This window comes from Caballeronia glathei (assembly GCF_000698595.1).
Classification (GTDB): Bacteria; Pseudomonadota; Gammaproteobacteria; order Burkholderiales; family Burkholderiaceae; genus Caballeronia; species Caballeronia glathei.
Genome location: NZ_JFHC01000003.1, coordinates 18,814 through 31,833, shown reverse-complemented (window position 1 = coordinate 31,833; position 13,020 = coordinate 18,814). Strand labels below are relative to the sequence as shown.

General features: G+C 68.3%; 12 protein-coding genes. 1 reads left to right on the top strand and 11 read right to left on the bottom strand.

Annotation, left to right across the window (positions count from 1 at the left end):
* Positions 1–59: 59 nt before the first annotated feature.
* From BG61_RS03315 to BG61_RS03280, 8 genes are all read right to left on the bottom strand, one after another.
* The gene (locus BG61_RS03315) at positions 60–836 is read right to left on the bottom strand and encodes a lipoyl protein ligase domain-containing protein (RefSeq protein WP_035935403.1); all 777 of its coding nucleotides are present in this window, start codon (positions 834–836) and stop codon (positions 60–62) included.
* A gap of 98 nt (positions 837–934) precedes the next feature.
* Positions 935–1,711 carry an SDR family NAD(P)-dependent oxidoreductase gene (locus BG61_RS03310; RefSeq protein ID WP_035934948.1) on the bottom strand — a complete coding sequence of 259 codons (777 nt, stop codon included), beginning with the start codon at positions 1,709–1,711 and terminating at the stop codon, positions 935–937.
* A gap of 53 nt (positions 1,712–1,764) precedes the next feature.
* Positions 1,765–2,118 carry a carboxymuconolactone decarboxylase family protein gene (locus BG61_RS03305; protein ID WP_035934945.1) on the bottom strand — a complete coding sequence of 118 codons (354 nt, stop codon included), beginning with the start codon at positions 2,116–2,118 and terminating at the stop codon, positions 1,765–1,767.
* Positions 2,119–2,225: 107 nt separating this feature from the next.
* Positions 2,226–3,338, bottom strand: coding sequence for an acetoin dehydrogenase dihydrolipoyllysine-residue acetyltransferase subunit (locus BG61_RS03300; protein ID WP_035934942.1), 1,113 nt, complete (start codon positions 3,336–3,338; stop codon positions 2,226–2,228).
* Positions 3,338–4,354 (bottom strand): alpha-ketoacid dehydrogenase subunit beta, encoded by a 1,017-nt coding sequence (locus tag BG61_RS03295; protein ID WP_035934939.1) that lies wholly within the window; start codon positions 4,352–4,354, stop codon positions 3,338–3,340. The genes BG61_RS03300 and BG61_RS03295 overlap by 1 nt, the downstream gene beginning before the upstream one ends.
* 42 nt (positions 4,355–4,396) lie before the next feature.
* The gene (locus tag BG61_RS03290; RefSeq protein WP_035934936.1) at positions 4,397–5,401 is read right to left on the bottom strand and encodes a thiamine pyrophosphate-dependent dehydrogenase E1 component subunit alpha; all 1,005 of its coding nucleotides are present in this window, start codon (positions 5,399–5,401) and stop codon (positions 4,397–4,399) included.
* Positions 5,402–5,445: 44 nt separating this feature from the next.
* Complete coding sequence (locus BG61_RS03285; RefSeq protein WP_035934934.1) at positions 5,446–6,522, bottom strand: ATP-NAD kinase family protein; 1,077 nt, start codon at positions 6,520–6,522, stop codon at positions 5,446–5,448.
* A gap of 222 nt (positions 6,523–6,744) precedes the next feature.
* Positions 6,745–8,817 carry a sigma-54-dependent Fis family transcriptional regulator gene (locus BG61_RS03280; RefSeq protein WP_035934925.1) on the bottom strand — a complete coding sequence of 691 codons (2,073 nt, stop codon included), beginning with the start codon at positions 8,815–8,817 and terminating at the stop codon, positions 6,745–6,747.
* 365 nt (positions 8,818–9,182) lie between these two features.
* Here BG61_RS03280 and BG61_RS03275 point away from each other — a divergent pair, with 365 nt between their 5' ends.
* A complete protein-coding gene (locus tag BG61_RS03275) occupies positions 9,183–9,413 on the top strand; it encodes a hypothetical protein (protein WP_035935400.1) in 231 nt (76 codons plus the stop codon).
* A gap of 24 nt (positions 9,414–9,437) precedes the next feature.
* Here the strand turns inward: BG61_RS03275 and BG61_RS03270 are convergent, their stop codons facing one another.
* The 3 genes from BG61_RS03270 to BG61_RS03260 all read right to left on the bottom strand — a co-directional run bounded on the left by BG61_RS03270 (position 9,438) and on the right by BG61_RS03260 (position 13,002).
* Positions 9,438–10,205 (bottom strand): SDR family oxidoreductase, encoded by a 768-nt coding sequence (locus BG61_RS03270; RefSeq protein ID WP_035934924.1) that lies wholly within the window; start codon positions 10,203–10,205, stop codon positions 9,438–9,440.
* A gap of 179 nt (positions 10,206–10,384) precedes the next feature.
* Entirely contained in the window at positions 10,385–12,373 is a 1,989-nt protein-coding gene (locus BG61_RS03265) for a TRAP transporter large permease (protein WP_035934923.1), read from the bottom strand.
* On the bottom strand, positions 12,370–13,002 hold the full coding sequence (locus BG61_RS03260; protein ID WP_035934922.1) for a TRAP transporter small permease subunit: 633 nt from the start codon (positions 13,000–13,002) through the stop codon (positions 12,370–12,372). Before BG61_RS03260 ends, BG61_RS03265 begins: the two co-directional genes overlap by 4 nt.
* Between the last annotated feature and the right edge of the window lie 18 nt (positions 13,003–13,020).

Below are 13,020 nucleotides of genomic sequence, written 5' to 3'. Positions count from 1 at the left end.
GCGCGAATGACCGAGCGGCAGCCGCTGCGCAACGACCCGGACGGAAAACCCGCGTCCGATCAGAAATCGCCCGACCCGGGCGTCGGCGGTGCAGCCGCAACCGCGGCGCGCAGCGCCTCGTCCACGCGCTCCGGCAGGCCGGCGCGGACGGTCGTGCCCTGCCGCGCCAGCGCCTGCGCGACGCTCACCACCTTGTCCGCCTCGTAGTGCCTCCCGCTGCCGAGCATGGCTTCGAAATCGTTGGCGCGACGGTTGATCTCGACCGGATCGGCATCGACGAGCAACACCGCGTGCGCCAGCACCACGTACAGGGCACTCGATGCACCGGCGGCCTGCGCAGGCATCTGCCCGTCCGGCACGCGGCGCCAGTACTGCGCGGTGCCCGCGATCTTGCGCGGATCGTCGGCGGCGCCCCATGCCAGATTGAAGCGGCCGTCGCAAAACGACCCCTCCACTGCCTGCCAGTGCGTCTGTACGTCCACCGAGCGCAGCGCTTCGGCAAGGATCTCGCACAGGTGCAGGTAGACGGCATCGGCGAGCGTGCCTATCGCGCCGCGCACCGGATAGGCGAGACTGAGGTTGAGGATGCCCGGCCCCTGCGGCACGAGCCCGCCGCCCGACAGACGCAGCCAGACCGGACAGCCGCGCCGCGCGAATTCGGCGCGGGCGGCGTCGAGGGTCGCGTGCCGCTGATAGCTGCGCGGCACCACCAGCGACACCGGCGCCTGCCACAGATGGGCCACCGGACCGCCCGAAGCGGCCTGCGCGAGCAGGGCCTCCTCGGCGTCGAGAGGATTGGCGGCGGCGGTATCGAAATCGACGAAATGAAAGGGCATGGGCAAACGTAAGGAGCCGGCCGCCGCCGCGCCGCCGATACGAGGCAGCGGCACAGCGGCATGGCATTGGTACGGCCGCAGTTGCGGCGCCCGGCGGCTCAGTGGAACGTAAAACCGCCGTCGACGTTGACCGATTGGCCGGTCACGTTGTCCATGGTAGCGAAGAACAGCGCCATGCGGCCCATGTCCTCGGGTGTCTGCGCGCGGCCCTGGGGAATCAGCGTGAGCTGGTGGCGCGCCCACGAGTCCTCGACCGACTCGCCTTCCGTTTTCCACTCGTCCGCGAGCCGGTCCCACATGTAGGTGCGCACGATGCCCGGGCAAATCGCGTTGACCGTGATGCCGTCGCGCGCCACTTCCTTCGCGAGCGCATTGGTGAAGCCGACCACCGCGAACTTCGACGCGCTGTAGTGCGCGAGATTCGGAAAGCCTTCCTTGCCCGCGATCGACGCGACGTTGATGATCCGGCCCCGGCCTTTCGCCTTCATGTGCGCGAGCGCGGCCTTGCAGCCGAGAAACGTGCCCTTCGCGTTGACGTTCATGACGAAGTCCCAGTCCTGCTCGCTCAGTTCTTCGACCGGCCGGATGGTGATCACGCCCGCGCAGTTGACGAGGATGTCGAGTCCGCCCAGCTGGCCGAGCGCCTGGGCGACCATGTCGGCGTGCGCTTCGGCGCGCGTCACGTCGACCTTCAGCGTGCTGGCGCGGCGCCCGAGCGCCTGTATTTCCTTCGCCGTCTCGCGCATCGGCTCTTCCAGCAGGTCTGCGATCAGGATGTCCGCGCCGGCCCGCGCCAGCGTGAGCGCGATGCCGCGCCCGATGCCGCGGGCGCCGCCGGTGATGACGGCCACCTGGCCGCTCAGGGGTTCGTTCATGTTCGTCTCCGGTTGATCCGATGTTCTTTCAATCGACGCAAGGATCGCTCGCGCTACTGGCTGAGCGCATCGAAGTAGGCGAGCGCCTTCGACGCGTACATCGCGCCGGGCCCGCCGCCCATCTCGACGCTGACGCCCAGCACGTCGGCCAGCTGCGCCCGCGTCGCCTGATGGCGCAGCGCCTGCGACGTGTGGAACAGCACGCAGTCGTCGCAGCCCTTGTTGACCGCCAGTGCCACGGCGACCAGTTCCTTGAATGCGGCGGGCAGCGCGCCCTCCTGCGCGGCCGCCTTCATCACTGCCTGAAAGCCGCTCATCACGGGCGGCTGCGCCTGTCCGAACGCGGCGAACTGCTGGTTGATGCGGCCGAGCCGGCTCTTGAGATCGGTGCTCGTTTCAGTGCTCATATCGCGGGAATTGCCTGAAGTGGGTGGAAGACGCGCGCCGCCGTCTGCTGCACGTGGGCAACGGATGGCAGATGACGGCGACGCGCGTGCAGGAAAGGGCTCGGCGATTACCCGCTCACATGCTGCTTGAGCAGGCTGTTGACGTCGTTCGCCTTCTCCATCTGGCTCATGTGACCGGCGTCGTCGAAGACCTTGACGGTCGCGCCCGCCGGCGCGTTGCCCGCGTGCGCGGCGGGAATGATGCGGTCCTGCGCGCCCCAGATCACGAGCACCCGCTTGCCGCTTTCCGCAAGCCTGCGCCCGGGCAGCTCTCCTTGCCGGCCGCCCGCGAACAGGCCGCCGCCGAGTGCGCCGAGCGCGTCGCTCACGCCGTCGAGCCGCTTGTACTTCAGCAGGTCCTCGAGCATCTGGCGGCTCACGAGCCCCGGGTCCGCGAAAAGCAGTTCCACCACCGGCTTGAGATCGCGCCGCGACTGCGCGCTGACGAAGCCCTCCGTATAGGCGTTGTTCACCTCCTCGCCGAGTCCCGCCGGCGAGATGAGCGCCACCGACGACACCCGCCCGGGCGCATCGACCGCCATCTGCGCGGCCACGCCGCCGCCCATCGAGTGGCCGACCACGTGAGCCGCACCGATCTCGAGCGCATCCATGAACTTCACGACGAACTGCGCGAGATCCGCGAGCGTCGTGCCCGGCAGGCGCGGCGAGGACTGCCCGTGCGCGGGCAGATCGAGCGCGACGACCTTGTGGCGCTCGGCGAGCGCGTCGAGGTTGAAGAGCCAGTTGTCGAGATCGCCGCCGAAGCCGTGAATGAACAGCACCGTCTCGCCGCCCTCGCCCCGGCTCGCGTAGCGCACGCGAATGCCGTCGACCTCGACGAAGTGATACGCCGCCGCGGCTTCGTCGTCGCCGCTGGCGTCGTCGACGGGCGTTTCGTACCCGGAGATGTAGGCGTCGATGTCGGCGTCGCTGACTTCGGCCGGCGCGAGCACGCCGAGCAGCGCCTTGACCGGCAGCACGTCGCCGGGCGCCGCCACCTTGCGCCGCAGCGTGCCGGCGTCCGGCGCCTCCACCGCGTTGGCGATCTTGTCGGTTTCGACATCGAGAATCGGCAGGCCGACGGAAATCTGCGCGCCTTCGTCGACAAGCCACGCGTTCACCGTGCCTTCCTTCATCGACAGTCCCCACTTCGGCATGACGATCGGAGTGATCTCGGACATTAGTGCTTGCCTCCCTTCATGGTCTTGCGGGCCGCATCGGCGATCTGCGCGGCGCTCGGGATATACAGGTCCTCGAGCGTGGGCGAGAACGGCACCGGCGTGTGCGGCGGCGCGACCATCTCGATGGCCGCCTTGAGCGCGCCGAAAGCCTGCTGTGCGACCTGGGCCGAGATGTCGGTCGCGATGTTGCAGCGCGGGCTCGCCTCGTCCACCACGACGAGCCGGCCGGTGTTCTCGACGGTTTCGAGCACCGTATCCATGTCGAGCGGCGAGAGCGTGCGCAGGTCCACCACTTCCGCTTCGATGCCTTCCTTCGCGAGCGTCGCCGCGGCTTCGAGCGCCCGGTGCACCATCAGCCCGTAGGTGACGATCGACACGTCCTTGCCGTCGCGCACGATATTGGCCTCGCCGAACGGAATCGCGTACGAGTTCTCGGGCACTTCGCCTTCGAAGCCGTAGAGGTTCTTGTGCTCGCAGAAGATGACCGGGTCGTTGTCGCGGATCGCCTGGATCAGCAGGCCCTTGGTGTCGTAGGGCGTGGACGGGCACACCACCTTGAGGCCCGGAATGTGCGTGAAGAGCGGCGTGAGCATCTGGCTGTGCTGGGCGGCGGCGCGAAAGCCCGCGCCCACCATCGCGCGGATCACGACGGGCGTTTCCGCCTTGCCGCCGAACATGTAGCGGAACTTGGCGGCCTGATTGAAGATCTGGTCGAAGCACACGCCCATGAAGTCGATGAACATGAGCTCGGCGATCGGCCTCATGCCGCAGGCGGCGGCGCCGATCGCCGCGCCCACGTAAGCGGATTCGGAAAGCGGCGTGTCCAGCAGGCGGTCGCCGTGCTTGGCGTAGAGTCCCTTCGTCACGCCGAGCACGCCGCCCCATGCGTCCTTTTCCCCATCGGCGCCGGCGCCGCCGACGATGTCTTCGCCGAGCATGATCACGCTCGGGTCACGGGTCATTTCCTGGTCGATGGCTTCGTTGATCGCCATCTTCATGCTCAATTTGCGGGCCATGATTCGTCTCCTGTTCGTATGTGATCCGTGCGGGTCCGGGGGTCAGTAGCTGACGTAGACGTCGGTGAGCAGGTCGGACGCGCTCGGCAGCGGCGCATCCTTCGCTTCCTGCACCGCACGGTCGATCAGCGCGGCGACTTCGCGGTCGATCGCGTCCAGCTCGGCCCGGGAGATCACGTCGGCCTGTGTCACCGTCTGCGCGAACTTCTTCAGGCAGTCCTTGTTCGAGCGGATGTCGTCGAGTTCGCCGGCCGCGCGATAGGTCTGGGCGTCGCCTTCGAAGTGGCCGTAGAAGCGGATCATCTTGCATTCGAGCAGCGCCGGGCCGCCGCCTTCGCGCGCACGCCGGATCACCTCGCCCGCCGCTTCGTGCACGGCGAAGAAGTCGGTGCCGTCCACCGTCACGCCCGGAATGCCGAAGCCGGCCGCGCGGTCGACGTAGCTGTCCACCGCCGTGCCGTACTCGCGCGACGTCGATTCGGCGTAGCCGTTGTTCTCGATGACGAAGATCACCGGCAGGTTCCACACGGCAGCCAGGTTCAGGCTTTCGAGGAACGTGCCCTGGTTCGACGCGCCGTCGCCCGCGAACGTGATGCCCACTTCGCCCTTGCCGCGGAACTTGGCCGCGAGCGCGGCGCCGCAGATGAGCGGCGCGCCCGCGCCGAGAATGCCGTTCGCGCCCATCATTCCCTTCGACAGATCCGCGATGTGCATCGAGCCTCCCTTGCCGTTGCACGAGCCGCCCTTCCTGCCGTAGATCTCCTTCATCATCGCGACCGGATCGACGCCCTTGGCGATGCAGTGGCCGTGTCCGCGATGGGTGCTCGCGATGCGGTCGCCGTCGTTCAGGTGATGCATGATGCCGACCCCGGCGGCTTCCTCGCCCGCGTACAGATGCACGAAGCCCGGAATGTCGCCGCGGCCGAAGTCCACGTGCAGGCGCTCCTCGAAATCGCGGATCGTGCGCATCTTGCGGTAGACGCTGAGCAATTCGTCCTTCCCTAGCGGCAGCGCGCCCGGGTTTTGCTGCGTTGAGCCGACTGTCATCTCTGTCTCCTTCTCGGTTGGTGGGCCAAACTCGTTGAATACATTCAGGACCGGACCGGCATCGGCATCGGCATGCCGTGACGCATCAGTCCGGCGCGTGCCGCGTAGCGCATGCAGGCGGCGACATCCAGGCTGTGAAAGGCGCCTTCGCGCAGCGTGACGGTCACTTCGTCGCCGGGGGCGAAGGCCAGTTCGCGCTCCCCGTCGAGCGCGACGATGCCGGCGCGCTGGCGCACGCGCTGCGGCACGCCGTCGGACAGGCGGCGCCAGCCGTCTATCGGCACCGAGCACATCAGGCCGGGCGCGATCGGCGCGCACAGTTCGAACTCGCCGCAGCCCGGCGCGGCGAGTTCCACGGCGAGGCCGCCGGATTCGTGGCGCCCCACCGGCTCCAGCAGCCCGGCGATGGCCGACAGGCCGATCGCCTGCGGATCGGCGTAGGAAACGTAGACGGCGGCGAGCGTGTCGGTTTTCCACAGCGCCCGCGCGCCGATGAAGTGTTCGTGCGAGATCACCGCATCGACGAGCGCGATGTCGCTGCGCACGCCGCCGCGCGCGTCGCGGATTTCGATGTCGAGCCGCTTGTTGCGCACGAGCGCGTCGGCGGCGGGAATGCGCCCCGCCGCATAGAGCCCGGCCGCCAGTCCGGCGATGGTCGGCTCGCGCATCTCGGGAAATGCGTTGTTGGTGCCGGTGGACAGGCCTGCAACGGGCACCGCGCCGCATTCGCGCACGACCGCGCGATGCGTGCCGTCGCCGCCGAGCACGATGATCGCGGCCACGCCCGCCTCGCGCATCATGTGCGCGGCGCGAAAGCTGTCGTCCACGCGTGCGGTCACGGGCATGTCGAGATAGTCGACGGCGGCGAGCGCGGCGTCCGGGCCCTGGCGCCGCGACAGGTGCCGCTCGAGCATGACCTTGAGCCCTTCGCGGTCCGGCATCATCAGCACCCGCCCGATGCCGCACGCCGCGAGCGCGGACAGGAGCCGCAGCACGATGCTCACGCGCTCGGCCAGTTGCAGGCCGCTCGCGTTGGCGACCACGCGGCGGATGTCGCGGGCGGAAATCGGATTGGCGATGATGCCGACGAGCGGCGTCCTCGGCGGCGCGGGGTTGCGCATGCCTGTCTCCTGTATCGTTGTTGCGGCAATACAAGGCAAGCGCTATGCCAATCCGGCAGACGCGAAAGCACGGCCGGACGCCGAGGGATAACCCCGAGAAAACAGGCGAAAAATGCGGGAAAGTGCCGTTGTTCGCGGCGTGCAATGACTGCCGCTGTGACAGGTGTCACAGCGGCAGGTGTCTCGGGGTGAACAGGCGTATCGCGGTGAGGGACGAGGCGCTCAGCGTTCCGACGCGTCGCGCTGGTTCGGCGAGCGGATGCCATAGCGCGCCATGCGCCGGTAGAGCGTCATGCGGCTCACGCCGATCTGGCGCGCCACCGCGCTCAGGTTCCAGCTCGCCGCGCGCAGGTACTGCATCAGCAGCATGCCTTCGGGCGGCAGGAGATGCGGATCGAAGTCGGCCGCAAACGCGCCGTGGCCGCCTTCGCTCGCGCCGATGGACAGCACCGCCGGCATGGCCTCCTGCGCTGCCGTATCGCGCCCGGGCGGCAGCGCGGACAGGCCCTCCGGAAGATCGTCCACCTCGATGTGCCCGTCCGTGCAGACCGCGCGCGCGTAACGCAGCACGTTGCACAGCTCGCGCAGGTTGCCGGGCCAGCGGTGCCGGTGCAGCCGCTCGCGCGCCGCCGGGGAGAGCGTGATCGCGCGCTCGCTGCCGCGCGGGGCGCGCGTGTCGCCGACTTCGAGGAGCTTTTCGATCAGCCAGTCGAGGTCGGTGCGCTCGCGCAGCGGCGGCAGCACGAAGCGCGCGCCGTTCAGGCGGTAGTACAGGTCCTCGCGAAAACCTCCGCTGCTCGCGAGTTCGTCGAGTGGATGGTGTGTCGCCGAAATCACGCGCACGTCCACCGAAACCGGCCGCGACGCACCGATCGACAGCACCTCGCCCTCGGCCAGCACGCGCAGCAGGCGCGACTGCAGTTCGCGCGGCATGTCGCCGATTTCGTCGAGAAAAAGCGTGCCGCCGTCGGCTTCCTGAATCAGCCCGCGCTTTGCCCGCGACCCGGCTCCGGAAAAACTGTTGGGCAGATGGCCGAACAGTTCGCTTTCGATCAGCGTCTCCGGAATCGCCGCGCAATTCACCGCGACGAACGGACCGTTGCGGCGCTCGCTCGCCTGATGCAGCGCCTTGGCGAAATACTCCTTGCCGGTGCCGGTCTCGCCGGTCACGAGCAGGTTGATCGGCGAATCGACGAGCTTGGATGCCCGCTCCAGCTGCCGCTCGAGCGTGGCGTCTCCGCCGCACAGCGCGGCGAGCGCGGGCGGCACCTTGACCGTGCGCTGCGCTTCGCCTGCGGCGCTCGCGCGCGCGTCGGGACGCCAGCACGGCGCGGGCGGCATCACGCTCAGGTAGAGCAGCGCGCCGCTCTTCGCGAGCGCGACCGCGCGCAGCTCGCTCGGGCGCGAATAGACGAAACGGCCGAGTTCCGCGAGCCGCGCGTCGAACAACGACTCGAAAGCCGTGCCGATCAGCGGCGCGAGCGGCTCGCCGGGGGCCCCGGGCACGCCGAGTTCCGCCGCCAGCATTTCGTGCGCGCGCCGGTTGTGCCCGACGATGCGCCCGAGCGAATCCAGCGCGACGAGATAGTCGGGATTGACATCGACGAATTCCGGCGACGCATTGAGCTTCAGAATCCAGTCCTGCCGGTGCGTGCGCAGGAAGTTTGCGTTCTCGATGTGGCTCGCGTAAATCCTCACCAGCTGCAGCGCGAGGCTCTGGCTGTCGCGCGCCTGGGGCGAAGTGAGCGCGGAGATGTCGAGAATGGCGGTGAGCGCGCCGTGCGAGTCGAAAAGCGGTGCTGCGGTGCAGGTAAGCGGAATGTGGGTGGCGTCGAAATGATCGACCTGATGCACGGTCAGCGCCTGGCCCGTGGCGAGCGCCGTGCCCACCGCGCAGGTGCCGGCGCCGCTTTCGCTCCACTCCGCCCCCAGATAGAGGCCCGCGCGGCGCAGGCTGGCGTCGGTGCTGGCGTTGCCGAGATAGTCGACGGTCACGCCGAGCGCGTCGGTAAGCAGCACGACGTAGCCCATGCCCGCGACCTGCCCGTACAGCGTCTGCAGGCCGTGGCGGGCGATGCGCGCGAAGTCGTCGATGCGCTGCTGGTGCTCGCGCAGCCGCGTCTGCGGCAGGATGCGCGCCTCCTGCATGCGCGCGGGGTCGAGGCCGTACTGGTGCACGCAGCGCCGCCACGACGACTGGATGATCGCCTCGTGCGTGCGCGCCGCGATGACCGGCTGGCCGCGGGTGGTCGCCTCCACGACTGCGTCGATGTGCTTGCGTTGCCGCATGTCCATCGTGCTCTCCTTGGTGTCTCCTGGCCGGGTCCGGCGCGCGCGGAGCGCGGCCGGCGCACGCGGCGGGCGCCTGCTGGGTGCGCCTCGGAACCGCGTGTTCGTTCTCGTGCCCGATTCCCGGAACCGGACTCCTACTGTATCCGACAGCGCGGTTATTGGGCAAACCGGGCGACCGCACGGCGCGCATCCGGTGCCACATCATGCGGGAAGCGCCGCGTGGCGCGATGCGGGAAGCGCGCGAACGCCGTTGCGGCGCGCGCTCGCACGAATGCGCGTGCGGTTGCGCACCCGCATTGCGCCCTTCCGCAAGCGCCTTTGCTAGACTGAAGACCCGAAGCGCGTTGCCGGAAACGCAGGAGACAACGATGACCAAGATCGCCTTCGAAGACTTTGAGCGGCGGGTCCTTCAGCACCATCTGATCAAGGGGAACGTCTATGAGAACGGGGCCGCGCTGGTCGAACGGGCCAACGCGTGGATCGCGGAGCGCGGCATCGACGTGCTGAACGTGGAAAGCCTCTCCACCTTCGGCGCCGGCGACGATACGAGCGTCAGCCACTGGTATTCCGGCATCCGCGTCTGGTACCGGACCGAATAGCGCGCCCCGGCGCGGCCCGGCCGCTCAGCCTCGCCCGACGAAAGGCATTTTCGTCGCCATGACGGTATGAAACAGCACGTTGGCGTTGAGCGGCAGGTTCGCCATGTACAGCACCGACTGGCCGACCACGCTCACGTCGATCATCGGTTCCGACGCAATCTCGCCGTTCGCCTGCGGCACACCCTTCTCCATGCGCTGCGAAAGCTCGGTGCGCGCGTTGCCGACATCGATCTGGCCCACGGCGATGTCGTATTTGCGTCCGTCGAGCGAGGCGGACTTGGTCAGTCCGCCCACCGCGTGCTTGGTCGCCGTGTACGCGATCGAATTGGGGCGCGGCGCGCTCGCCGAAATCGAGCCGTTGTTGATGATGCGACCGCCCATCGGCGTCTGCGAGCGCATCACGCGAAAGGCGCTCTGGATGCAATAGAACATGCCGTTCAGGTTGATGTCGACGACGCCCTTCCACTGCTCCACCGACCATTCCTCGAACGGACCCGGCGGGTTGCCCACGCCCGCATTGTTGAAGAGCAGATCGAGCCGGCCGAAGCGCGCCGTCACCGCCGCGAAAAGGTTCGCGACCGAGCGCGGGTCCGATACGTCGGTCGGAACCGGGTAGGCGCGCGCGCCCGCGCCCGATTCGCTCGCCACCGCTTCGAGCGGTGCGGACCGGCGGCCGGCGAGCGCCACTGACCAGCCGTCGCCGAGCAGGGCGAGAGCGGCCGCACGTCCAATGCCCCTGCCCGCCCCGGTGACGATTGCGATGCGTTCGGTCTGGCCGGTTTTCTCTGACATGATTGCGTTCTCCTTTCGTATGAATGGGTGTCTCAATCGCGACGATAGCAATAATGCGCGCGGGCGAGTGCGAAACGACGCACGGAGGGGCTCGGCGGGATGGTGCGGCGCAGAACGATCCGCGCGGGCATTCGGGACGGATCATGCCGCCACGTGCGGGGAAACGGCACGCGGCGCCACTATTTGTAGAGCGTGGCGGGCAGCCACAGCCCGATGCCGGGGAACAGGTAGAGCAGCACGACGGCGAAGATCTGGATCGCCATGAACGGAATCATCCCCGCGAAGATCTGGTTGAGCGTCACGTGCTTCGGGGCGACGCCCTTCAGGTAGAACGCGGCCATCGCGACCGGCGGCGACAGGAATGCCGTCTGAAGATTGAGCGCGACGAGCAGCCCGAAGAACAGCGGGTCGATATTGAAGTGTGCGAGCAGCGGAATGAAGATCGGCATGAAGATCACGATGATCTCCGTCCATTCGAGCGGCCAGCCGAGCAGGAAGATGATCACCTGCGACAGGATCATGAATTGCAGCGGAGTGAGTTCCATCGACAGCACCCAGCGCTCGATCAGCGCCTGTCCGCCGAGCAGCGCGAACGCGGCCGAAAAGATCGACGCGCCGACGAAGAGCCAGCACACCATCGCGGTCGTCTTGGCGGTGAGGAACACGGACTCCTTCAGCACCGTGAAATTCATCTGCCGGTACAGCACCGCGAGCACGGCGCCGCCGAGCGCGCCGACGGCCGCGGCCTCGGTCGGTGTTGCGAGGCCGAAGACGATCGAGCCGAGCACGGCGAGGATCAGCGTCGCGAGCGGGAAGAACGAAGTGAGCAGCATCTTGAAGACTTCGAGCCGCGCGAAGTCGAGCCACGCATAGAAGCCGACGAGCAGCACGGCGGCGATGCCGATCGCAATCCAGAACCCGGGTTGCGGCGCGTTCGGCGTGCCGCCGGCGAGCGCAGCGGGTGCGGCGGGCGTAGCGGGCGTAGCGGGCGTAGCGGGCGTAGCGGGCGTAGCGGGCGCGGCCGCGCCGCTCGCGGCGGGCGGCGCGCCTGGAGGCGGCGCGAGCGTGTCCGGCACGGCGTCGGGCGCGGGCGTAGCGAGAACCGCGCCGGGTTCGTCGGGCGGCGCCTGAAGGCTGTCGGTTCCGGCGACCGGCGCTTCCTCGACGAAACCTCCCGTGGTCATCTCAGCCGGCCCGCCGATGCCCGCGACGGGCGTCGGCAGCACGGCTGCCCGGTAGCCCAGAACGGCCACGCCGATCACCAGCACGACCGGCATCAGCGCGACGGCGAGCTGCCCGATGAGCGTGCGCTTCGGCGCCGGAACCGTCTGGCCGCCGCGCAACGCGCCGATCAGGCCCCCGAGCGCGCGCGCACGGCGTGCGCCGCCCGTCTGCTTCGCATACGCGGGCAGCGGCACCTCGCGTTCAGCGTCGCTCAGAGGCGGCGCCAGGTCGGGCCGCAGCTTCGCGAGAATGATCGTGTAGACGATATAGAGCCCCGCGAGCATGAGCCCCGGAAAGAACGCCCCGGCATAGAGCTGCACCACCGAAACGCCCGCCGTCGCGCCGTACACGATCAGCAGCACCGACGGCGGAATCAGGATGCCGAGGCAGCCGCCCGCGGTAATCACGCCCGCCGAAAGCCGCACGCCGTAGCCTGCCTTCAGCATCGCCGGGAAGGCGAGCAGCCCCATCAGCGTGACCACCGCGCCCACGATGCCCGTCGCGGTCGCGAACACCGCGCACGTCACGAGCGTCGCGACGGCGAGGGAGCCCGGAATGCGGGCGAGCGCGAGATGCAGGCTCCGGAAGAGCTTCGCGATCAGGTTCGAGCGCTCGATCAGGTATCCCATGAAGACGAAGAGCGGAATCGATATCAGCACGTCGTTGGTCATCACGCCGTACGCGCGCTGCACCATGAGGTCGAGCGTCTGCTGGACGGCGGTCGCCGGATTCGCGCTTCGATAGGCGAGCCACGCGAAGATCACGCCCATGCCCATCAGCGTGAACGCGGTCGGAAAGCCGAGCATGATGCCGATCACGATCAGCGCGAGCATCAGGAGGCCCAGGTGCTCGCTGGTGATCGCGGACGGAGACGGCATCACGTAGACGATGCCGATCAGCACGAGCGCCATCAGGGAGAGGCCGAACCATGCTTCCTTTCTCATGGCGCGCTCCGCCCGGTTTTGCTTCCCGTGACGAGCGGATCGAGCCGCTCGATGTCCTCGTCGCTCACGCTCACCGACTGCTTGAGCTTCTCGACGTCCACTTCCTCGACGTCGCCCGCGCGCAGCGGCCAGCTGCCGCGGCGCAGGCAGATCACGCAGCGCACGATCTCGGCTGCGCCCTGCAGGAGCAGAAACGCGCCCGCAACCGGCAGGAACGCCTTGAACGGATAGATCGGCGGGCCGTCGGCGGCGATCGACGAATGCTCGTTCTGCGCGAGCGAGTCCTGGAAGAAGTCGATGCCCGCCCACACGAGCGCGACCGTCCCCGGAATGAAGAAGACGATATAGAGCACGAGATCGATCGACGCCTGCACGCGCGGCGAGAAGAAGCCGTACAGCACGTCGCCGCGCACGTGACCGTTCTTCGACAGCGTATAGGCGCCCGCCATCATGAAGAGCGTGCCGTACATCATGTTCGCCGCGTCGAACACCCACGCGTGCGGCGTGCCGAGCGCGTAGCGCGAGAAGACCTCATAGGTGATCATCAGCGTGAGCGTGACGATCAGCCACGCGAAGGCCTGACCGGCGAACGTGCTGATCGCATCGACGCGCAGCAGCAGTTTTTGCATGGCGTGGCCTCGTTGAAC

Excerpts from the sequence above, each read along its gene's own strand:
- BG61_RS03270 (WP_035934924.1), bottom strand. The coding sequence starts at position 10,205 with ATGTCAGAGAAAACCGGCCAGACCGAACGCATCGCAATCGTCACCGGG.
- BG61_RS03300 (WP_035934942.1), bottom strand. The coding sequence starts at position 3,338 with ATGTCCGAGATCACTCCGATCGTCATGCCGAAGTGGGGACTGTCGATG.
- BG61_RS03315 (WP_035935403.1), bottom strand. The coding sequence starts at position 836 with ATGCCCTTTCATTTCGTCGATTTCGATACCGCCGCCGCCAATCCTCTC.
- BG61_RS03285 (WP_035934934.1), bottom strand. The coding sequence starts at position 6,522 with ATGCGCAACCCCGCGCCGCCGAGGACGCCGCTCGTCGGCATCATCGCC.
- BG61_RS03275 (WP_035935400.1), top strand. The coding sequence starts at position 9,183 with ATGACCAAGATCGCCTTCGAAGACTTTGAGCGGCGGGTCCTTCAGCAC.
- BG61_RS03280 (WP_035934925.1), bottom strand. The coding sequence starts at position 8,817 with ATGGACATGCGGCAACGCAAGCACATCGACGCAGTCGTGGAGGCGACC.
- BG61_RS03260 (WP_035934922.1), bottom strand. The coding sequence starts at position 13,002 with ATGCAAAAACTGCTGCTGCGCGTCGATGCGATCAGCACGTTCGCCGGT.
- BG61_RS03290 (WP_035934936.1), bottom strand. The coding sequence starts at position 5,401 with ATGACAGTCGGCTCAACGCAGCAAAACCCGGGCGCGCTGCCGCTAGGG.
- BG61_RS03265 (WP_035934923.1), bottom strand. The coding sequence starts at position 12,373 with ATGAGAAAGGAAGCATGGTTCGGCCTCTCCCTGATGGCGCTCGTGCTG.
- BG61_RS03295 (WP_035934939.1), bottom strand. The coding sequence starts at position 4,354 with ATGGCCCGCAAATTGAGCATGAAGATGGCGATCAACGAAGCCATCGAC.
- BG61_RS03310 (WP_035934948.1), bottom strand. The coding sequence starts at position 1,711 with ATGAACGAACCCCTGAGCGGCCAGGTGGCCGTCATCACCGGCGGCGCC.
- BG61_RS03305 (WP_035934945.1), bottom strand. The coding sequence starts at position 2,118 with ATGAGCACTGAAACGAGCACCGATCTCAAGAGCCGGCTCGGCCGCATC.